Below are 18,863 nucleotides of genomic sequence, written 5' to 3'. Positions count from 1 at the left end.
ACCGCATACCCCATGAAGGTTGGAATTATCGGCCTGCCCCAGACAGGCAAAAAAACATTGTTTCAGATTTTAACGGGAAATGAAATCAAAGAACCGTCCAAAGCAGCTAAGCCTGTTCCCGGCGCTGCAGATATTCTTGATTCAAGATTTAATCGGCTGGTGGAGATGTACGACCCTAAAAAAAATGTCAGGGCCAGAATTGATCTTGTATTGCTGCCGAAAATGGAAGCGGAAACCATTGCCAAGGGATCCATTTTCAAGGATATCGCGGACATGGATGCCATCTGCCATGTGGTCCGGGCCTTTGAAGATGATGCCATTTACCATGCGGAAGGCTCTGTGGATGCCATAAGAGATTTTGAAATGGTCAATTCAGAACTGATCATGCATGATCAGATATTTGTTGAAAAACGCATCGACCGTCTGGAGGCAATGGTCAAAAAAATAAAAGATGAGGATCAGCAAAAAGAGCTGGTTCTGATGGGCCGCCTGAAAGAGTTCCTTGAATCGGAAACCCCGTTAAGACGGATTGAATTAACAGATGATGAAGAAAAGATGATCCGGAGTTATCCGTTTATTACCCGGAAAAAACTGGTCATCGCCGTTAATGTATCTGAAGAGGACCTGGAAAGTGGCCCGTTGCTGTCACAGTTTCAACTTCGCTGTGAAACCCAGGAGATTGAAGTCATGCTGGTGTCTGCAAAGGTTGAGGCCGAGATTGCCCTGCTGGATACCCAGGAAGAAAAAGAGGAGTTCCTCCAGGACCTTGGCATCACCCAGACAGCCCTTGAGAGTCTGACAAAGCTGTGTTTAAAATCGTTGAACCTGATTTCTTTTTTTACCGTGGGAAAAGATGAAGTCCGCCAGTGGCTGGTCAGGAAGGGCGCAAGAGCCCCCAGGGCCGCCGGGGTCATCCATTCCGATCTTGAAAGGGGCTTTATCCGGGCAGAGGTCTTTAAATATGATGACCTCATGGAAGCCGGCAGTGAGGCTGAACTCAAGAAGGCGGGCAGAATTTATGTGGAAGGCAAAGACTATACAGTTGAAGATGGCGATATCTTGAACATCCGGTTTTCAGTCTGATTCCACTGTCAGCGTCTTTTACCAGGAGTCCCTGGTGCGGACCACCGATGTTACGGCAAGGGTCTGCATTAGCATTTCAGCGGCCTTATGAGCGGCATCCTTTGTTGCATAATGGCCTGACCTGACCAGGTACCAGGTTTTGTTTTTGGCCCCTTTGAGTGTCAGTATCCTTGCATCAAAACCGTTATCCCGTAATCTGGTGTTCATTTTGTCGGCATTGGTTGGATTGAGAAATGCGCCGGCCTGAAGGGTATATTGAAGCGGATCCTCTTTTGGGTTTCCCAAAGGGGGCTTGGGCAGGTCAGGCGATTCTTTGGTGCCCATTTTTTGCTTGAGCTGCACCCGTTTTTCCCGGGCATACGTGTCTTCCGGGTCCTGGCGGATGGCGGCTTCATAGGCTTTGATGGCCTGGATATCCTGCCCGGACAGGGCAAGCAGATCCGCCTTATAGCAGAGGGCCCAGTAAAATTCAGGTTTAAGGGCCAGTGTTCTGGACAGGTCATCAAGGGCATCCGTGTTTCTGCCCAGTTCAGCAAGGCACAGGGCCCGGTTAAAATAGGCCACATGGTTTTCTGAATCCATCTGGATTTCAGTATCATAGCTTTCTATGGCTTTTTCATAGTCTTTCTTGTAATACCAGGCCACGCCAAGGTTACTATAGAGTCCTTTCAGTTCTGGAAACAATGTTTTTGCGGTTTCAAAATCCTGGATCGCAAGATCAAATTTTTCCAGTTTCATGTAGGATACCCCCCGGTTTTTGTAGGCATCTGCATGGTCGGGAGCCAGTTGGATCAACTGTGAAAACCTCTCCACCGCTTTCTGGTAGTGCCCTTGTTTGAACAGGCGAACCCCAGTTTCAAACAGGTCTTTCTGGGTGTCGGCGAACCCGGGGGCAGATAAAGATACGAGCAGTATCATCAGACATATGACTTTTTTCAACAGAAACTCCCTTTTTATTTGTTTTCAACAAATTTTATATTATATAAATGACCATGCTAAATTCAATAAAAAAATATTTTAAAAAAGCAAAAGAGCAGGTGTCCAGGGAATATGCCATTGGGTCCCCTGGTCCGGCAAGGGCGGATACGCCTGACGCGTTTGACACATCAACCCGGGAACGCCCCAGGATCTGGACCGGCGTGGACCTTGACGGAACCCTGGCCCATTATAGCCGGACAGCCGCATATGGCAAGGTGGGCGAACCGGTTCCCGCCATGCTGGCACTGGTTAAAAAAATGATCAACAACGGCATACGGGTTAAAATTTTCACGGCCCGGGTAGAGGATCCCGATCAGGTGCCGATTATTCGAAAATGGCTGCGGGACAATGGCCTGCCGGATCTTGAAATAACGAATATTAAAGACTATGGTATGCAAAGGCTCTATGATGACCGCTGCATTCAGGTGGAGAGAAATACCGGCCGACTGATTGTTGACGATTAATTTTAATTAAAGGACTCAACGTTCGGTCTTCAATAAGTTGAGGTAAAGGACAAAACAAGGATGAAGTATATTTACTACATTATTGTGATCATGATGGTGTGTTCCGGCCTGGCCGTCTATGGACTGGTGGATACCCGTGTTGAAATGTCATCACCGGTGTTATCCATAAACGACCGGATTATTTCTGAAGATGAATTTGAAACCATGCTGAAAAGAAAACCGTCCTACATGAGCCGGGCACAATTTATCGAATCGGTCATTGACCGGCAATTGCTGATCCAGGAAGCCATCCGCATGAAAATTAATACAGAAGAAAGTTTTCGGCAATCGGTTGAAAATTTCTATGAACAGTCGTTGATTAAAATTCTCCTGGACCGGAAATTGTCATCCCTGGTGGTGGCGGTCACCCCGGACGAACTGGCAGCCTACGAGAGATTGTGTCAGCAAACACTGTCATTGACCAAGCAGGTGTATCCCAGCATGAAAGATGCACAGGCAAAAACCAATGAAACCGTTGAAAAAATTAATGCTGATTTTATCGACTTGTCTGATGATTTGAAATTTATCGTATTGCCCCTTAGCCCCGGGGAATCTTCAAATCCCCGGGCGGATGCCTATGGCGTGTCTGTTTACCGGCTGGATGATATCCAAAAAAAACAGCCGGGGGATTCGGTTCAGGCGGTGGATATGAAACGCGTGTCGCTCTTTATCCAGGATAAAAAAAAAGAACAGCGGTTGGATGAATGGACCCGTGCCATAAAGGCATCAGCAGACATATGGAGGAAAAAATGACGAACCGGCTCCAGTATAAGCGACGCAATTATTTTATCAACAAAGAATTTCAAGGGCGGTATCTGTTTAATTATTTCCTGCTGACTGTAATGGGAAGCCTCCTGTTTGTGGCGGTATTCAGTTTTTTTTCTTTAAATACACTCTCGATTGTGTTTGATGATTATCATCTGCAGATTGGGTTAACCCCGGGAATACTGTTTAAAAAGATCCTCAGCACCCAGTGGCTGTTGATCGTTTTCGGGGGGGGCGGTGTACTCCTCATTACCTTATTTCTAACCCACCGGGTGGCAGGTCCGTTTTACCGGTTTGAAAAAACCGTTGATGAAATGATCGAAGGCGATATCTCTCATCCCATCCGGTTGCGAAAAAAGGATGAAGGCAAAGAACTGGCCCAAAAGATAAATGCCTTTAATTATATACTGGGTGACAAGCTGGCACTCATAGAGGGGTTTAATGCCTCAATTGCCGTGTCCTCCCTGCATTTGAAAAAGGCGCTGGAAGAGTCGGATGGGTATGCAGAGGCTGTTTTACCACTGCTAAATGATATCCGGGACAGTCAAAAAAATATTCAAACCATGATTAATGACTATACCTTTCCCAGGGAAAAGCTCTAGGAAGACTGTTTGATGAATGGTGTAAAGGATCTCTATATAATCCTTTTAACAGGAATGATGTTTTTTTTCACGGGGAATGCCGTTGCAAAGGACCTTGTGTCAAGACATGCCACCATCACCTATTCTCACAAAGATGATTTAAGGGCATTCAACAATGAATTATACATGGGGCGGCTCAGGTCAAGAATTCAAACGAACAGGGGAGATACCCTGGAGGATGAAGTGATCACAAAGATTAATTTTATTGTGGAAAAGGTGATGACCGCCCTGGACATGTCCCTGCCCCAACTGACGTTCTCCATCATGATTCATCCGGATGAACGAGCAGTCCATCAAGATTTCCGCAGGCTTTACAATGTTGATGTGGATTATATTGCCTTTTATTCCCCGTCCAGGAACAGGGTCTTCTACTCGGCCGATAATGCCCGGCTGAGGGTGGTTGCCCATGAGATCGGCCATGTGGTTGCTGAAAATTATTTTACCATCTCACCTCCCCAGAGAATTCACGAAGTCCTGGCCCAGTTTGCAGAGCAGCATGTTATGGATTGATTTTTTATTGTTGTTTGTTTTTCCCTTTTAGATAAATCCTTTCCGGCTGATGTAGATCAGGACTTGTTGCGCTGCTTCATCCGGTGTCAGGCCTGATGTATCGATTCTAAGTTCCGGGTTGGACGGATCTTCGTATGGGTCGTCCACACCGGTAAAGCCTTTTAACAGACCGGCCCTTGCTTTGGCATACATGCCTTTGCGGTCTCTTTTTTCACATTCCGTGATGGGGGTGGACACGTGGACTTCAAAGAACCCGCCATGGGCTTCGATAGATTCTCTTATCTGGGCCCTTGTTTTCTCATAGGGGGCAATGGGGGCGCAGATGGCAATGCCCCGGTTTTTGGTGATCTCTGCTGCCACAAACCCGATGCGTTTAACATTGATATCCCGGTGTTCTTTGGAAAAATTGAGTTCAGACGACAGGTTTCTCCGGACAATATCCCCGTCCAGAAGGGTAACTGGCCGGGTGCCGATTTCAAGAAATCTGGCATAGAGGATTTTGGCAATGGTGGATTTGCCCGCCCCGGATAGGCCGGTGCAAAAAACGGTCAGTCCCTGCTTGATTGGGGGGGGATAGGATTTTTGCAGTTCCTGGATCACTTCCGGGAAGGTGGCCCAGTCCGGCACCCGTTTGCCGGTCCGGATTCGTTTCTGGATGTCGGTTCCGTTAAAGGAAATGGTGTCGATCTTCTCCGGGACCTGGCCGGCAATTTTATATTCATCTTCAAAGGGCAGGTAGACCATTTCTTCAAAGGTGACGGTTTCAACGCCCAGTTCCTTGGTGGCTTTCCGGGCAACCTCGGTGGCATCGTCGTATTGGTAAAACGGGGTGTTGGTGCTATCATTGCCCGGGGAGGCATGGTCATGGCCGATGATAAAATGGGTGCAGCCAAAGTTTTTCCCGATGATCATGTGGAGAATGGCTTCCCTGGGGCCTGCCATTCTCATGGCCAGGGGCAGCAGGTTTAAGACATAGGAATCCGGGGGATAGTGGGCCGCAACTTTCTGGTAGCAGCGCATTCGGGTGAAATGATCAAAGTCGCCGGGTTTGGTGACACCGGCAATGGGCAGCAGGAGGAGATTGGCCCGGGCTTCCTGCATGGCCTGGATGGTCATTTCAAACTGGGGCCGGTGGATGGGCTGCCGGGTCTGGAACCCCACGATGCGGTTCCAGCCGAGTTTTGAAAAGATCTTTCGTACTTCCGCCGGGGTGTTCCGGATCTGTTTAAAATCCGAATGGATGGGGAGGTTCAGGGCCTGGATTTCACCGCCGATATAGGTTTTGCCGGATTTATTGTACAGGTAGTCCACACCAGGGTGGGTGATGTCCCGGGTGCCATAGATGGCCAGGGCTTCCTTTTCCAGCTCCACAGGCCATATGTCTTCGATGGTCATGGTCCCGAGAAGGAACCCTTCCGGGTCTCTTAACGCCACAGATTGACCGGTTTCAAGGGGCGCGGCAAGGCTTTCCGGGATATCCAGGCAGATGGGGACGGGCCAGAGGTCTCCGGATTCCAGGCGCATGCGGTCCAGGACGGATTCATAATCAATGTGTTTCATGAATCCGTTTAAGGGGGAGAACACCCCCGTGGCCAGCAATTCAAAATCACAGATCTGCCGGTCATTTAAAATGATATCCGGCATGGCCCCGGACAATTGTTTGAGAACAGGCTGCTGTTCTTCAGATACCAGCAGGTTGATCAGGGGATCAGGATTCATTGTATTTGTTATGCCCTTTTATTGTTTAGCCGTTTCATGGGCCTGGGACAGCCGCTGTTTCAGGTAATTGATGTCATCCGGGTCATACGCATACAGGTCAAAACAGTAGCCGTCTTCCCCCAAAAGGCCTTCGGGGATGAGGTCACCGGTTTCATCCGGGTCGGTGATCATTTCACCGTAAAAGCAGACCGACAGCCACCTGTCATTGGGATCATCATCAATGACATCCACCATGGCAAACAGGGTGCGGTTCTGCTGGTTTGTGTGCCGGGGACGCAGGGAATAGCTGACCTTGGGCCGGGCATTGAATGTAAAGGTGGTATCTGACAGGGTTTTCAAGTGGTCATACAGTTCGGTGAAGGCCTGTTTTGTTTTCGAGTCGGTTTCAGTCCAGTTGTCAATAAACGCGTCAATTTCTTTCATTATCTTATTCCTTAATATGTTTCATGAGGTGTCCCAGTTCCGGAAATATCAGGGCATTGCAGGCTAGTTTGCAGGCTTTTATACTGCCGGGCATGCAAAACAGGAGGGTTTTTTCGATGATGCCGGCCGTGGCCCGGGAGAGAATGGCCGCAGAATCAATTTCTTCAAAGCTCAGCTGGGAAAAAAGGGGGCCAAACGCGGTGAGCTCTTTAGCAAACAGGGGCTTGACCGCTTCGATGGTGACGTCCTTGGGGCTGATCCCCGTGCCGCCGGACATGATAATGACATCTGGGCAGATTTTTTCGGTGACATGCCGGGTCAATTCCCTGATGGCTGCAATATCATCGGTGACGGTCTGGTGAATGACCACTTCATGGCCTTCTTTTTTGGCCTGTTTTTTGATCCAGGCACCGGATTCGTCCTGGGACAGATTCCGTGTGGTGGACACTGAAATTATCGCAATTTTAATATGATTGGGTACGTTTTTTTTGTGTAAAAGTGTGCTCATGTGTTAATCCTGTTCGATATATACCATATCCTGGTGGTCATGTTCAGACACCAGGACGGTGATCATATCCGGGTGTTCGGTGTTAATGGAAATCCCTTTGTAATCGGCCTGGATGGGCAATTCCCGGTGCCCCCGGTCCACCAGGATGGCCAGTTCGATGCGGGACGGACGGCCGAAATCCATCAAGGCATCCATGGCCGCCCGGATGGTCCTGCCGGTGAACAGCACATCATCCACCAGGATAATGTCCATGTCATCCACGGAAAAAGGGATATTGGATGGCCGTACAATGGGTTGATGGCTGATTTTTGTCCAGTCGTCCCGGTACATATTGATATCCATACTGCCCACGGGAAGGGCCACTGTTTCAATGGTCCGGATCTGGTCGGCCAGGCGTTTGGCCAGAAAATCTCCCCGGGTCTGGATCCCGACAAGGGCAAGGTTTTGGGTGCCTTTATGCTTTTCTATGATTTCATGGGACATTCTTGTGATGATGCGCTTAAAATCCTGATCATTCAGGAGAGTCCTTTTTTTTTTCATATACCCGCCTTCCCTTGTTTAATATGTGTGTGACGCAACTTTTAAATTTGATGATGGACAGGGTCAGGCTTTTTTTTATTGTTGCTTTTATCAAAATCTTAATGACCCAGCCAGCAAAAAGCGCAATAAAGAAAGCCTGACCCCATTTACATTTACACGAAAGTTGAGTGCAGTAGAATCTGTATCATCTTTTTTTATGGTGGGCAACACCTTGATTTTAACTTTGAGTTGCTATAAGCAGTGTTAAGATGACGTATTCAACTTTTGTTGATGACAGACAGGGTCAGTTTTTTTTGTTGTTGCGGTTATCAAAACTTTAATGACCGGCCGGCAATCAGCGCAATAAAGAAAGCCGTATAAATAAAGGACAGGTGGGAATGAAATTTGATTGTACAGGTGTGATACTGGCCGGCGGGAAAAACATCCGGCTGCCGGGCAAGAAAAAGACCTTTCGAAAGATCGGGGAGGTGATGATTCTGGAAAGCATTTACAAGGTGTTCTCCACCTTGTTCAAAGAGGTCATTATCGTGGTCAATGATCCCCGGGACTTTGCCGGCTGGGACATGACCGTGGTCACCGATATTATCCCGTCACGGTGTGCCCTGGCAGGCCTTCACGCCGGGCTTTTTTATGCTGCCTGTCCGTATGCCTACGTGACCGCCTGTGATACCCCGTTTGTCAAACCGGCGGTGATTGAACATATGGTGAACCAGATCGAACCCGGGTATGAGGTGATTGTTCCCCAGACGGATGACGGGCTTGAAGCCTTGTCCGCCGTGTATTCAAAAGACTGTATTCCCTTGATAGAGGCAAACCTTGAAAAAGAAATTTTCATGATCAAAAAATTTTTCAGGGAAAAAAAAGTCAAGAAAGTGCCCGTGGATCAATTAAAGGCATTGGACCCGGACATGCGCTTTATCTTTAATGTCAACACCCCCGAAGACCTTGAAACCGCCAAACGGCTGGTGGATAGAACCAAACCCTAAGAATAAGGAGAATCCCATGAACATTACAACACTGCTGGAGCAGATCAAACAGCATCCGGATTACCACAAGGCCGGAATGATTTTATGTCACAATGGTGTGGTCAGGAAGACGTCCCGGGAAGGGGATGAAGTGACCGGGCTTGAGATTGTCGTGGACCATGACCGACTGGCGCAGATCCTGGAAGAACAGAAAAAACGGCCGGGTATCGTTGATATCCTGATTCATATCAATGAGGGCAAACCCCTTGCCGTGGGAGATGATGTCATGTTCCTGGTGGTGGCCGGGGATATCCGGGAAAATGTATTGGCTTCCCTGACGGATACACTGAACCTGGTCAAGAAAGAGGTGACCAGCAAGACCCAATATTTTAAATAGGACAAAAAATGACAGAGTTTACGCATCTCGATAAAGAGGGCCGGGTCCGGATGGTGGATGTGGGCGAGAAGGCCGAAACCAAACGGGTGGCTGTTGTGGTCGGCAGAATTTCAATGGAGGCCGCGACCCTTGACCGGATCATGGATGAAAAAGTCAAAAAGGGGAATGTGCTGGAAGCGGCCAGAATTGCCGGTGTCATGGCGGCCAAGAAAACATCGGACCTGATCCCCATGTGTCATCCATTGAATATCACCCATGCCAGGGTTGACTTTTCCTTTGATACCAGCGCCCCGGCCATTATGATTGAGGCCGAGGTATCACTGGTGGGAAAAACCGGTGTGGAAATGGAGGCCTTGACCGCTGTTTCCGTGGCTGCCTTAACCATATACGACATGTGCAAATCCTATGACCGGGCCATGCGGATTTCCGATATCTATCTGAAATCCAAATCAGGGGGAAAAAGCGGAACCTATACTGCAACATAGCGGGGTCACCCTTGAAAATCTGGCTTATCTGGGTATGGGGTTTGGTGTGGGGTTGCTGGTCTGCATGATCCTGGGACGGATCAGCGGGATGTTTATTTCAAAAAAATTGAAAACCCTGTCCAAAGAGGCCCTGTATGATAATTCAACCCGGTTTATGGCCCTGGCGGACCAGTATTTTTCGTCCTATGTGAAGGAAGCCAGGAAAGAGTTTGATATCAAGGGAAATGAGATCTTGAGAACCGTGGATCCGGTCCGGCAGACCCTTGATAAATACGAAGCCCATCTCCATCTCATGGAAAAAGACCGGGAAAAGGCCTATGGGGCCATTGCTGAACGACTCCTGGAAATGGGGCGGCATCAGAACTTGCTGCACATTGAAACCGGAAATCTTGTCAAGGCATTACGGGTGCCCCATGTCCGGGGACGATGGGGGGAGATCACCTTGAAGCGGGTGGCAGAGCTGGCCGGGATGACCGACCATTGCGACTTTCAGGAGCAGTTGGCATCCGGGGTCGGCAAAGGGGCTATCCGTCCGGACATGGTGGTGACCCTGCCGGAAAACCGCCACATTATCATTGATTCCAAGGTGCCGTTAATGGCCTACCTGGATGCCCTGGAAGCTGCCAGTGAAACCGAAAGGGAAACCCGCATGAAAGACCATGCCCGCCAGGTGCACCAGCATATTGTCAATCTGTCGTCCAAGAATTATTTTCAACAGATTTCCCCGACCCCTGAATTTGTGGTGTTGTTTATTCCTGGTGAGAATTTTTTCAGTGCCGCGTTAGCGGTTCAACCGGATTTGATTGAAACGGGCATTGAAAAGGGCGTGATCTTGGCCACCCCCACTACTTTGATTGCCCTTTTAAAGGCGGTTTCTTATTCCTGGAAACAAAAAAAAAGCTATGAAAACGCCGAAGAGATCCGAGTGCTGGGGGGGGAACTTTTTTCCCGGCTCTGCAGCATGACCGATCATGTCAACGGTCTGGGAAAGGATCTGGCAAAGTGTGTGTCAGCCTATAACCGTACCGTGGGGGTAATGGAAACCCGGGTCATGTCCACGGCAAAAAAACTGGAAACCCTTGAGGTGTCATCTAAAGCCATGGATGACCTGCACGGCATTGACTATTCAAACACCGTTACCCGGGAATTTAATACGGTGTCCAGGCGATGAAGGCAATCGTAGTAAAAATAATGGGGGGGATTTTTCTTGGGGTCATGGTCTGTTTTTTTAACGGATGTCATCCAGGGGTTAAAGAAGAGCCTGTCCCTTTCAGGTCCCTGAAAAAATTAAGACCGCAGCAGTATCCGGTGTTTATGGACCGGTTTGGTTTCCAGGATCTGGTGGTTGCCATTGATCATAGCCTTGCGTATTTTAACCGGGTTCCCCTGGATCGACAATATGCGTATGGAAACGAGCGGTACACGGCCGCGCATATGATCGTGTCGTTGGAAACCATTAAGGCCTTTTTGTTGGAAGGGCCGTCCACCGAGGCGTTGAACACGTTTGTCCGGCGCGGCTGCGCCGTGTATGCCGCCGCTGGAAACGAGGCAGGTGAGGTGCTGTTCACCGGCTATTACGAGCCCACCTATGAGGGACGGCTCACCCGGAGCGATGCCTATCCGTATTCGGTGTATTCCCGGCCCAATGATTTACTGGAGATTGATTTGTCAGCGTTTTCAGATCAGTATAAAGGTCACAAACGCCTGGTGGCACGGGTCAATGAGGCCACCAATCGGGTCGTGCCATATTATTCAAGGGCCCAAATTAATTCTTTGGACGCGTTTCATATGAAATCTGTGCCGGTGGTGTGGTTGAAAAGCCGGGTCGACCGGTTTTTCCTGGAAATCCAGGGGTCGGGGAGGATTGATCTGGGCCAGGGGGAGGTGCTGCGGGTGCATTATGCCGGCACCAATGGCAATGCTTACCGGTCCATTGGACGATACCTCATGAAAAAAAACGAAATTTTAAAAGAGAACATGTCCATGCAGGCCATCCGAACCTGGCTGGAACAGCACCCGGAAAGAATGGATGAGGTCCTACACCAGAATAAGAGTGTTGTCTTTTTTCAACGGGAACAAGGCGGCCCCTATGGCAGCCTTGGTGTTGAGGTTACGGCCCTGCGGTCCATTGCCACGGACAGCCGGCTGTTTCCCAAAGGGGCCTTGTGCTTTGCCCAGGCACAATTACCGGACGAACAAACACTACTGCCATTAAAGGCGTGGGAAAACGCTGCGTTTTTTGTGTTGAATCAAGATACAGGCGGTGCCATTAAAGGGCCGGCAAGGGCGGATCTTTTCTGTGGAAATGGGACATATGCCGAATTTACGGCCGGTCATATGAACACCTACGGGAAATTGTTTTTTCTTGTCTTAAAACCGGAGATGGCTGCCGGGGTGAAATGAACCGCCTGGTTCATATAAATTAGTACACAATGGTATTACATTTATTCCTTATTTTATAACCTTTATTATCCAGAAATGTCCTGTTTTCCTTTGTTTCATTCTGTTGAAGTCGCAAATGGAATCATTTTTTTGAGCGGGTGATACGCTTTGTTGACCAAATCAGTAGAGAATACAATCCATTCTCATTGTGATAATTGGAACAGAACTTGCAGTGTCAATTAAAAATGGAATGATGGCTGAATATTCTTAACCCGTTTGCGTTTAAAAAGGGGGGGATGGTAAGCACATTATTTTATTCAGTTGGGTGGGGCAGAAAAAGGGGACTGATATGACAGTGTCCTTTTTCGTTGTGGCTTTTTTTTTGATATGGTAATGTCCTTTTTTTTAATGGGAAGTCAGCCTTTTCAAGGAGGATAAAACCGTCAAAAAAAAAAGCATGTATTTTAAGGTTTTTTTAAAATTGGCAACAATTAAAGTAAGTTATGAAAATTTTTTTCATATTTAGGATTGATTTTTTTAAAATGGGTGGTTCAAGAAAAATCAAGTAAAAAAAAGGAAATCAAGATGAAAAGTGTTTATTTTACAAAAAGGGGAAAAGCATTTGATGACGCCCATGCACTGGTGGAAAAAGAGTACATTACGCGTAAAATGCTTGCTGAAGGAAAAACCATACCAAAACCCGATGAATATATCATTGTTTTGGATTTTTCCAAGTATGAAATTGTGGGTGTTTTGGGGATCATTGAGCAGCAAAATGGTAAATTGCCGTTTCAGGAGTCTTTTAAAGGAGTTGTCTGCGAAAAAAATTCCATTGAGTTTGTCCGGTTTGTGATTGCCCGGATGATCAGTATAGAGGAAAAGATTGAAATCGGCCGGAAATTGTTTGAGGCAGCCGTCAACTGGTATATCCTGACGTCAAGGATTTGTGGTATACAGATGGATTGTTACCTGGAAACACAGGAATATGTGATTGATTTTTTTAATAAAACAACCCAGAAAGACAATATCTTTTTCCCGATGGAAGAAGCTGTTTTTAAAAATAACAACCCCCTTTCAGCAAACAGCATGGGGTTCATAAAAGATGCCCTAGTGTATAAAGTAAATGCTGTAAACGCCATTTGTCCTAAAATGATAGAAAATCGAAGGGTTGCCGTTGCTTAGATCAAACATTATATCCATTCAACATCGGTTGAATGAAAGCCGAGCATAACGCTTTTGCCGGGATAAAGGTTAAATCGGCTGATTTGGTCGGGAGACAGCCTCGTGATCAGCGTAAGATCGTGAATAGCGACGGTGGCCATGATATGCCCGCTTTTATTTTCCAGCATCAGGGACACAATATGGCCGGACAATTGATTGTCCAATCCTTTGTCGGGGTGCTGTTCAAGGCCAATGGTGATGTTTTGTTTCCGGATAATGGCCGATCCTAACTCTTGGGCAGGCGCTTTCAGGCGGATTCTCTGGCCGTCATCAAGGGCTTTCACAATGGTTTTTTTACCTGTTTTTTCAAAAGGTCCGGTGATAATATTTTCCATGCCCGTAGCGAAAATCGTACCGTTAAAGATGGCAAGCTGTCGGTCGCTGATGGAGCCCAGCCACTGCACATCATGGCTGGCAATGACCAGGGTCGTCCCCCAATTGTCCCGGGCATTTAATGATGCCTGGCGAATCAATTTTGCGCTTTTCGTATCCACACTTGTAATGGGTTCATCCAGGAGCAGGATTTCAGGTTTCAGGATAAGCCTGGCTGCCATGGCTACCCGCTGTGCCTCTCCGCCTGACAATTCGTGCCATTTCCTGGCGGCAAACCGGTTATAGTCAAGCCCGACATTCAAAAGGGCCTTTTTTACTCTGTTTGTAAGATCATTATCGTCTCGACGGATTTTTAATCCATACACAATATTTTCAAAAACCGTGCGTTTTAGCAGATAAGGTTTCTGGGTCAAAAGGGTCACCTTTGACCGGATCGTCTGTGAAAACGGCACTTCCGGTCGCCCGTTGTAGAAAATCTGTCCCCGGGTGGGTCTCAGGGCAAAGGCCAGTATTTTCAGCAAGGTACTTTTCCCGCTGCCATTGGGCCCGATCAGGCCGGTAATCGAGCCGTTTTCAATGGTAAGATCCTGGATATCCAACACTTTTTTATCCCCATAATAGTGTTGGATATGGCGTAACTGGTATGCTGGATGGGGGGGGGTCATTGTTTCCTTAAAAAAGACAGGGAGAGATTCACGATAAACGCAATGGTGATTAACACCAGCCCCAATGCAATGCCGTCGGCAAACAGGCCTTTGTTGGTTTCCAGGGCAATGGCGGTGGTGACGGTGCGGGTGTGGTACTTGATATTGCCTCCCACCATCATGGAGATGCCGACTTCGGTTAACACCCGGCCATAGGCGGTGACGGCTGCCGCCAGGATGCCATACCGGACTTCCCAGAGACAGGTGGCGATGATATGGCGTTTGCCCGCCCCCAGGGAAACAAGGGTCAATTTAAGGTCATAGTCAATATTTTCAATGGTGGAAGCTGTAATGGCGGTTACAATGGGAAAGGCAAGGATGGTCTGGCCTATGGCAATGCCGGTCAAGGTGAACAGCAGGCCCAGTTCACCCAGCGGTCCCTGGCGTGAAATCACCGCATAAACCGCCAGGCCGACAAAAACCGTTGGTAAGGCCAGGAGTGTATCCACAAGGGTCCTTAAATGTTTTTTGCCTTTGAACTCAAAAAAACCCAGCACAAATCCGCAGGGCAACCCTGCGCCAATGCTCATGAGCATGGAGCAGGTGGACACTTTTAATGTGGCCCAGACAGCAGTCCATGTGGAGATGTCGCCGCTTATCAGAAGCTCAATGGCCTTGATAAAACCTGCAACAATAAAATCCATAATCTCCTTTAACGCAACTTTCGGATGTGACCATTTTTACATGGGTTTCATTACAGCAAAAGACCGAAAGTTGAGCCCCTTTAATTTATTTCGCGTTGGGGATAAACAGTTTTTCTCCAAGGAGCTTGAAGTCTTTTATCAGGGTCTGGGCGTTCTGTGATGCCATCCAGTCTGAGAATTTGAGGGCCAGGTCGTATTTGGCAGTGGGGCAGTTGCCGGGATCAAGGGTGAGCACACTGTATTGGTTCAACAGGATGGTATCCCCTTCCACCAGCACTTTCAACGGGGCATTGCCGCCTTGCTGGGATTGATATTTGATGTAGGTGCCCCGATCGGTCATGGTGTATCCTTTTCTTTCTTGGGCCACATTGATAGTGGCCAGCATGCCCTGTCCTGTCTGGATATACCAGTTTTCTTTGTCTGGTAAGGGGATACGGGCATCTTTCCAGAGCAGTTTTTCTTTTTTATTGGTTCCGGAATCATCTCCCCGGCTCATAAACATGGCCCCTTTGCTCTTGATCGTGCTTAAGGCATCTGATATGGTTTTGCCTTTTATACCCGCGGGATCATTTTCAGGCCCGATGATGACAAAATCATTGTACATGACCTGTCTTCTGTCTTTTCCATATCCTTTTTCAATGTAGGTTTTTTCAGCAGCCGGCGCGTGAACCAGCAACACATCCACATCACAGTTCTGGCCAAGTTTCAGAGCCTTCCCCGTTCCCGTGGCCGTCCATTTCAGGGAAATGCCGGTTTCCTTTTCAAAGTGGGGAATAAGGTACTCGAGCAGCCCGGTGTTATCGGTACTGGTGGTGGTGGCCATCATCAAACTTTTGGTTTCAGCCTGGGCACTGGTGGCCAGCACCATAAAAAAAACAGCGGATATAACGCTGATAAAAATTTTTTTGGTGTTCATTTTTGGTCTCCTTTTTTTGGTGTTTGATATTACCTGATCCGATAAAATAGGCTAAAACGGGTAAACAGTCAATAAAATAGTAATATCACAGGCTAAGAAGAAAATAATAACTCATAAAAACTTAAAATAACCATGGATGACTATCGGTCTTTTAGAAAAATCTGATGATATTCATCTTCCGAGAGATGCTGTTTGAGCTTGTCATTCACAAACAGGTAGATTTCTTCAAGTTCCTTGTCTGACAATCTGGGGACAATGGTTTTTAAAAACGTATCTTCAGAAAATTTTTGAAGATAAAACATAATGGTGTCTTCATCGGTTTCCCGGTCAAGGCCAAAAGCCCCCAGGCCTTTATATTCCTGAACAAACAGGTGGGTATCTTTTTTCATATCACTCAATCCTCTGGGCAAAACCCTTTTATCGTCATAATTTGAGGTTTTAAGATGCTTCTTTTATTCGAATTGTCAATTTTAAATAAAATCGATCATTGGCTGGTTTTCTCTCCTGAAAGGTTTACAACCGATTAAAATTTACCTATAACTCAACTGGTTTTCGGCTGTAATGGACGGGGTCAGGCTGCTGAAAAGTCCAACAACGAAAGTCCTATGTAAAGGTCTTTGCGAATGGGAAACACTTCCCCCTATAAAATTTTATCCGTTGATGATCAGCGGCTGAATTTAATACTCATAGAAAAATCCTTATCCAAAGAAGGGTATCGAACCGTGAGTGCGGAAAATGGACCAGATGCCCTGGTCATGGCCCTGAAGGAAAAACCGGATCTGATCCTGCTGGACATTGAAATGCCGGGAGAAAGCGGATTCGATGTCATAAAAAAACTGAAAGACACCCCGGAAACCAATGCCATCCCCGTTATTTTTCTTACGGGGGATACTGGCGTGGCTTCAAAGTTAAAAGGATTTGATCTGGGGGCTGTGGACTACATCACCAAACCGTTTCATCCCCTTGAGGTGCTGGCAAGAGTGCGACTCCACCTGAAGCTTTCCATTGCCACCAACTCATTGATTGCCACCCAGGCAAACCGTCTCAAACAGGTGACACAAGCCCAGGCCGCCCTGCTGACAACACCCGGGGACAAGCCTGATGCATCCTTTGGCATCTATTATAAAGCGCTTGAGGAAGCAGGGGGTGATTTTTATGACATCTTGAATATTTCAGATACCATTACCGGTTATTTTGTGGCGGATTTTTCCGGGCACGATATTACAGCCAGTTTTCTGACGGCTTCGTTAAAGGCGCTGCTGGTACAGAACTGCACCCCTGTTTACACACCTGCTGAAAGCATGAAAATGATCAATGATGTGCTGGTGGCGATTCTGCCGGCGGGTAAATACCTGACCGCCTGCTACCTGCATCTCAATCGCGCCACAAAAAAAATGATTATCATCAATGCCGGTCACCCGCCGGTGGTTTGTCTGCCCCGGGGGGCGGATCCCTATCTGATTACCACTGAAGGTGATGTCCTTGGCATCTTCAAAGATGCGCAGTTTGGTATTCAAAGCCGCACCGTATCAAAAGGGGATCGGTTCTTTATCTATTCTGACGGGCTCGTTGAGTCGGCAGAAAACAAGGTCACATGGGTCAGCGGAGCCGCCAGTCTCCTTCCGGCCTGCCGGCAACTGGCACAGGTGCCCTATGAAAATGCGCCCACCGAATTAATCCATCATCTGTTTGGCAATGATTTTTCAGCGGAAGACGATATCGTTGTCTTGTGCTTAGAGGTATAGACCGATGACGGGAAAGCAGCCTGTGTTAATGATCCGGCAGACAGCCGATTCAATTTGTTTTACATTTTCTTCAACCATGAAGAATATTGATGATGTCTGTGAACGGACCAACCAGTATATTCGGTCAAATTTAAACGATATTGACGACCTGTTGTTCTCCATCAATCTTGTGATCAGAGAAGGCCTTACCAATGCGGTCCGGCATGGGAATGGAGATGATCCGGCTAAAATGGTGCGATTTTTATTTACCATCGTTAGCAAACGCGCCATTCAGTTGATGATCCAGGATGAGGGGGACGGGTTTGACTGGAGAAAACAGCAAACATTAGGTCAGCTTGAGAACAATGACCATGGCCGGGGAATCCGTATCATTGGAACGTATTTCAATCGCTATTCGTACAATGATAAGGGCAATATCCTGTACCTTGAAAAAGATCTCTCTTCCTGATTTTAATGGGAGGGGTCATACACGAAAGCCATAGCCGATAAAAAAGGATTATCCGTACAACAGGGCGGCATTCCTTCCCAGAACAAGATCTTTTTGAACGGTGGTTAACGCTGAGTTTTCCATATCCGTGTAATACCGGGCAGGGGACAATAACGGAAAATCCGTTCCCAGCAGCACTTTATCTATCACGCCGGCATCAACGGCCAGGTCATAGACCTGGGCATCGTATAAAAACGGGGAGGCTGCCGTGTCATACCAGATGTTTTTTAAAATGTCTTTTGCCTGTTTTTTCATTCGATTGTAAAAGAAGATGCCCCCTCCCCAGTGGGCCAGGATGATCTTGTTGTCAGGGAAGGTCTGGGCCAGCGTGTAGATCTGTTCCAGGGTGATGGGGGTTTTGCCGGGGTAAATGTGTCCCACGGGCTCGTTGGTATGGATCATACAAGGCAGGTCGCCGTTGGCCCGTAAAACGGTCATGACAGGCTCAAGGCACGCCAATGCAGCAGTGTCAATCCCGGACAGATAAAAGGCCAGTTCTCCGGCCCCGCAAAGACCCGCATCAATACATCTCTGGGTCTCATGGGCGGCCCCCTCCCAAGCGGCATCAAAACAGGCCAGTCCCTTAATCCTGTCCGGGTATTGCTGAACAGATGCAATGATGGCATCATTGTTCCGGCGTGCCGTGTCGGAGTCGCGCCAGGGGAATCCGCAAATCACCGAGATATCGACCTGATGGGTATCCATGGATGCGATTAAGGTGTCAATCGTGATGATTTTTGCTTTGGGTGAATCATACAGCAGTTTGAATTCCGGCTCATTGTTAAAATAGGGGGAACGGTCCTGTTTGATCCGTTCTGGGAAAATATGGGTGTGGGTATCGATAATCATGTTACTTATCCTAAGCATTAGTTAAACATTGAAAAATATCCTGGGGCAATATATATTAAATGTTT

23 protein-coding genes are annotated in these 18,863 nt (G+C 47.6%); 13 read left to right on the top strand and 10 right to left on the bottom strand.

The features are described from left to right. Positions 1 to 12 precede the first annotated feature (12 nt). Positions 13 to 1,083, top strand: a complete 1,071-nt coding sequence (gene ychF / locus Q1Q15_RS03175) for a redox-regulated ATPase YchF (protein WP_300456558.1) — start codon at positions 13 to 15, stop codon at positions 1,081 to 1,083. Between the two features lie 18 nt (positions 1,084 to 1,101). On the opposite strand, the gene Q1Q15_RS03170 is transcribed toward ychF, so the two are convergent. Beyond that, positions 1,102 to 2,022, bottom strand: coding sequence for a tetratricopeptide repeat protein (locus Q1Q15_RS03170; protein WP_300456555.1), 921 nt, complete (start codon positions 2,020 to 2,022; stop codon positions 1,102 to 1,104). Between the two features lie 53 nt (positions 2,023 to 2,075). On the opposite strand from Q1Q15_RS03170, the gene Q1Q15_RS03165 reads away from it, so the two are divergent. The 4 genes from Q1Q15_RS03165 to Q1Q15_RS03150 are packed head-to-tail and all read left to right on the top strand — an operon-like array spanning position 2,076 to position 4,480. Further along, entirely contained in the window at positions 2,076 to 2,525 is a 450-nt protein-coding gene (locus Q1Q15_RS03165) for a hypothetical protein (RefSeq protein WP_300456552.1), read from the top strand. Between the two features lie 60 nt (positions 2,526 to 2,585). Continuing rightward, on the top strand, positions 2,586 to 3,317 hold the full coding sequence (locus tag Q1Q15_RS03160; RefSeq protein ID WP_300456549.1) for a hypothetical protein: 732 nt from the start codon (positions 2,586 to 2,588) through the stop codon (positions 3,315 to 3,317). Continuing rightward, positions 3,314 to 3,931, top strand: a complete 618-nt coding sequence (locus tag Q1Q15_RS03155) for a methyl-accepting chemotaxis protein (protein ID WP_300456546.1) — start codon at positions 3,314 to 3,316, stop codon at positions 3,929 to 3,931. The genes Q1Q15_RS03160 and Q1Q15_RS03155 overlap by 4 nt, the downstream gene beginning before the upstream one ends. Before the next feature lie 12 nt (positions 3,932 to 3,943). Beyond that, entirely contained in the window at positions 3,944 to 4,480 is a 537-nt protein-coding gene (locus Q1Q15_RS03150; protein ID WP_300456543.1) for a hypothetical protein, read from the top strand. Positions 4,481 to 4,507: 27 nt separating this feature from the next. Here Q1Q15_RS03150 and Q1Q15_RS03145 read toward each other — a convergent pair whose 3' ends face one another. The 4 genes from Q1Q15_RS03145 to pyrR are packed head-to-tail and all read right to left on the bottom strand — an operon-like array spanning position 4,508 to position 7,670. After that, positions 4,508 to 6,199 (bottom strand): bifunctional sulfate adenylyltransferase/adenylylsulfate kinase, encoded by a 1,692-nt coding sequence (locus Q1Q15_RS03145; RefSeq protein WP_300456540.1) that lies wholly within the window; start codon positions 6,197 to 6,199, stop codon positions 4,508 to 4,510. A gap of 18 nt (positions 6,200 to 6,217) precedes the next feature. Further along, on the bottom strand, positions 6,218 to 6,622 hold the full coding sequence (locus Q1Q15_RS03140) for a hypothetical protein (protein ID WP_300456537.1): 405 nt from the start codon (positions 6,620 to 6,622) through the stop codon (positions 6,218 to 6,220). A gap of 4 nt (positions 6,623 to 6,626) precedes the next feature. After that, positions 6,627 to 7,130, bottom strand: coding sequence for a molybdenum cofactor biosynthesis protein B (locus tag Q1Q15_RS03135; protein WP_300456534.1), 504 nt, complete (start codon positions 7,128 to 7,130; stop codon positions 6,627 to 6,629). 3 nt (positions 7,131 to 7,133) lie between these two features. Next, positions 7,134 to 7,670, bottom strand: a complete 537-nt coding sequence (gene pyrR / locus Q1Q15_RS03130; protein WP_300456531.1) for a bifunctional pyr operon transcriptional regulator/uracil phosphoribosyltransferase PyrR — start codon at positions 7,668 to 7,670, stop codon at positions 7,134 to 7,136. 377 nt (positions 7,671 to 8,047) lie between these two features. Here pyrR and Q1Q15_RS03125 point away from each other — a divergent pair, with 377 nt between their 5' ends. From Q1Q15_RS03125 to Q1Q15_RS03100, 6 genes are all read left to right on the top strand, one after another. After that, the gene (locus Q1Q15_RS03125) at positions 8,048 to 8,656 is read left to right on the top strand and encodes a molybdenum cofactor guanylyltransferase (protein WP_300456528.1); all 609 of its coding nucleotides are present in this window, start codon (positions 8,048 to 8,050) and stop codon (positions 8,654 to 8,656) included. Between the two features lie 16 nt (positions 8,657 to 8,672). Then, positions 8,673 to 9,032, top strand: coding sequence for a molybdenum cofactor biosynthesis protein MoaE (locus Q1Q15_RS03120; RefSeq protein ID WP_300456525.1), 360 nt, complete (start codon positions 8,673 to 8,675; stop codon positions 9,030 to 9,032). An 8-nt stretch (positions 9,033 to 9,040) separates the two neighbouring features. Then, on the top strand, positions 9,041 to 9,517 hold the full coding sequence (gene moaC / locus Q1Q15_RS03115; RefSeq protein ID WP_300456522.1) for a cyclic pyranopterin monophosphate synthase MoaC: 477 nt from the start codon (positions 9,041 to 9,043) through the stop codon (positions 9,515 to 9,517). Positions 9,518 to 9,551: 34 nt separating this feature from the next. Then, the gene (locus tag Q1Q15_RS03110) at positions 9,552 to 10,688 is read left to right on the top strand and encodes a DNA recombination protein RmuC (protein ID WP_300456520.1); all 1,137 of its coding nucleotides are present in this window, start codon (positions 9,552 to 9,554) and stop codon (positions 10,686 to 10,688) included. Continuing rightward, a complete protein-coding gene (locus tag Q1Q15_RS03105; RefSeq protein ID WP_300456517.1) occupies positions 10,685 to 11,920 on the top strand; it encodes an MltA domain-containing protein in 1,236 nt (411 codons plus the stop codon). Before Q1Q15_RS03110 ends, Q1Q15_RS03105 begins: the two co-directional genes overlap by 4 nt. Before the next feature lie 564 nt (positions 11,921 to 12,484). After that, positions 12,485 to 13,081, top strand: coding sequence for a hypothetical protein (locus tag Q1Q15_RS03100; protein ID WP_300456515.1), 597 nt, complete (start codon positions 12,485 to 12,487; stop codon positions 13,079 to 13,081). Positions 13,082 to 13,089: 8 nt separating this feature from the next. On the opposite strand, the gene Q1Q15_RS03095 is transcribed toward Q1Q15_RS03100, so the two are convergent. From Q1Q15_RS03095 to Q1Q15_RS03080, 4 genes are all read right to left on the bottom strand, one after another. Continuing rightward, positions 13,090 to 14,118: an energy-coupling factor ABC transporter ATP-binding protein gene (locus Q1Q15_RS03095; RefSeq protein ID WP_300456512.1), complete on the bottom strand. Its 1,029-nt coding sequence runs from the start codon at positions 14,116 to 14,118 to the stop codon at positions 13,090 to 13,092. After that, complete coding sequence (locus Q1Q15_RS03090; RefSeq protein WP_300456510.1) at positions 14,115 to 14,801, bottom strand: ABC transporter permease; 687 nt, start codon at positions 14,799 to 14,801, stop codon at positions 14,115 to 14,117. The genes Q1Q15_RS03095 and Q1Q15_RS03090 overlap by 4 nt, the downstream gene beginning before the upstream one ends. Before the next feature lie 85 nt (positions 14,802 to 14,886). Then, positions 14,887 to 15,717, bottom strand: coding sequence for a substrate-binding domain-containing protein (locus Q1Q15_RS03085; protein ID WP_300456507.1), 831 nt, complete (start codon positions 15,715 to 15,717; stop codon positions 14,887 to 14,889). 140 nt (positions 15,718 to 15,857) lie between these two features. Then, positions 15,858 to 16,106, bottom strand: a complete 249-nt coding sequence (locus Q1Q15_RS03080) for a cytoplasmic protein (protein WP_300456504.1) — start codon at positions 16,104 to 16,106, stop codon at positions 15,858 to 15,860. A 234-nt stretch (positions 16,107 to 16,340) separates the two neighbouring features. On the opposite strand from Q1Q15_RS03080, the gene Q1Q15_RS03075 reads away from it, so the two are divergent. After that, complete coding sequence (locus tag Q1Q15_RS03075) at positions 16,341 to 17,462, top strand: fused response regulator/phosphatase (protein WP_300456501.1); 1,122 nt, start codon at positions 16,341 to 16,343, stop codon at positions 17,460 to 17,462. A 4-nt stretch (positions 17,463 to 17,466) separates the two neighbouring features. Continuing rightward, positions 17,467 to 17,910 carry an ATP-binding protein gene (locus tag Q1Q15_RS03070; RefSeq protein ID WP_300456498.1) on the top strand — a complete coding sequence of 148 codons (444 nt, stop codon included), beginning with the start codon at positions 17,467 to 17,469 and terminating at the stop codon, positions 17,908 to 17,910. A 48-nt stretch (positions 17,911 to 17,958) separates the two neighbouring features. Here Q1Q15_RS03070 and Q1Q15_RS03065 read toward each other — a convergent pair whose 3' ends face one another. Next, entirely contained in the window at positions 17,959 to 18,798 is an 840-nt protein-coding gene (locus Q1Q15_RS03065) for an amidohydrolase family protein (RefSeq protein ID WP_300456495.1), read from the bottom strand. Positions 18,799 to 18,863 lie beyond the last annotated feature (65 nt).

The sequence above is a fragment of the Desulfobacula sp. genome (assembly GCF_030145145.1).
GTDB lineage: Bacteria > Desulfobacterota > Desulfobacteria > Desulfobacterales > Desulfobacteraceae > Desulfobacula.
This window is presented reverse-complemented; position numbering and strand designations above follow the sequence as displayed.

Coding starts and splice junctions, on each gene's coding strand:
- Q1Q15_RS03065 (WP_300456495.1), bottom strand. CDS start 18,798: ATGATTATCGATACCCACACCCATATTTTCCCAGAACGGATCAAACAG.
- moaC (WP_300456522.1), top strand. CDS start 9,041: ATGACAGAGTTTACGCATCTCGATAAAGAGGGCCGGGTCCGGATGGTG.
- Q1Q15_RS03100 (WP_300456515.1), top strand. CDS start 12,485: ATGAAAAGTGTTTATTTTACAAAAAGGGGAAAAGCATTTGATGACGCC.
- Q1Q15_RS03095 (WP_300456512.1), bottom strand. CDS start 14,118: ATGACCCCCCCCCATCCAGCATACCAGTTACGCCATATCCAACACTAT.
- Q1Q15_RS03155 (WP_300456546.1), top strand. CDS start 3,314: ATGACGAACCGGCTCCAGTATAAGCGACGCAATTATTTTATCAACAAA.
- Q1Q15_RS03105 (WP_300456517.1), top strand. CDS start 10,685: ATGAAGGCAATCGTAGTAAAAATAATGGGGGGGATTTTTCTTGGGGTC.
- Q1Q15_RS03135 (WP_300456534.1), bottom strand. CDS start 7,130: ATGAGCACACTTTTACACAAAAAAAACGTACCCAATCATATTAAAATT.
- Q1Q15_RS03145 (WP_300456540.1), bottom strand. CDS start 6,199: ATGAATCCTGATCCCCTGATCAACCTGCTGGTATCTGAAGAACAGCAG.
- Q1Q15_RS03085 (WP_300456507.1), bottom strand. CDS start 15,717: ATGAACACCAAAAAAATTTTTATCAGCGTTATATCCGCTGTTTTTTTT.
- ychF (WP_300456558.1), top strand. CDS start 13: ATGAAGGTTGGAATTATCGGCCTGCCCCAGACAGGCAAAAAAACATTG.
- Q1Q15_RS03150 (WP_300456543.1), top strand. CDS start 3,944: ATGAATGGTGTAAAGGATCTCTATATAATCCTTTTAACAGGAATGATG.
- Q1Q15_RS03160 (WP_300456549.1), top strand. CDS start 2,586: ATGAAGTATATTTACTACATTATTGTGATCATGATGGTGTGTTCCGGC.
- pyrR (WP_300456531.1), bottom strand. CDS start 7,670: ATGAAAAAAAAAAGGACTCTCCTGAATGATCAGGATTTTAAGCGCATC.
- Q1Q15_RS03165 (WP_300456552.1), top strand. CDS start 2,076: ATGCTAAATTCAATAAAAAAATATTTTAAAAAAGCAAAAGAGCAGGTG.
- Q1Q15_RS03120 (WP_300456525.1), top strand. CDS start 8,673: ATGAACATTACAACACTGCTGGAGCAGATCAAACAGCATCCGGATTAC.
- Q1Q15_RS03070 (WP_300456498.1), top strand. CDS start 17,467: ATGACGGGAAAGCAGCCTGTGTTAATGATCCGGCAGACAGCCGATTCA.
- Q1Q15_RS03080 (WP_300456504.1), bottom strand. CDS start 16,106: ATGAAAAAAGATACCCACCTGTTTGTTCAGGAATATAAAGGCCTGGGG.
- Q1Q15_RS03075 (WP_300456501.1), top strand. CDS start 16,341: ATGGGAAACACTTCCCCCTATAAAATTTTATCCGTTGATGATCAGCGG.
- Q1Q15_RS03090 (WP_300456510.1), bottom strand. CDS start 14,801: ATGGATTTTATTGTTGCAGGTTTTATCAAGGCCATTGAGCTTCTGATA.
- Q1Q15_RS03110 (WP_300456520.1), top strand. CDS start 9,552: ATGGGGTTTGGTGTGGGGTTGCTGGTCTGCATGATCCTGGGACGGATC.
- Q1Q15_RS03125 (WP_300456528.1), top strand. CDS start 8,048: ATGAAATTTGATTGTACAGGTGTGATACTGGCCGGCGGGAAAAACATC.
- Q1Q15_RS03140 (WP_300456537.1), bottom strand. CDS start 6,622: ATGAAAGAAATTGACGCGTTTATTGACAACTGGACTGAAACCGACTCG.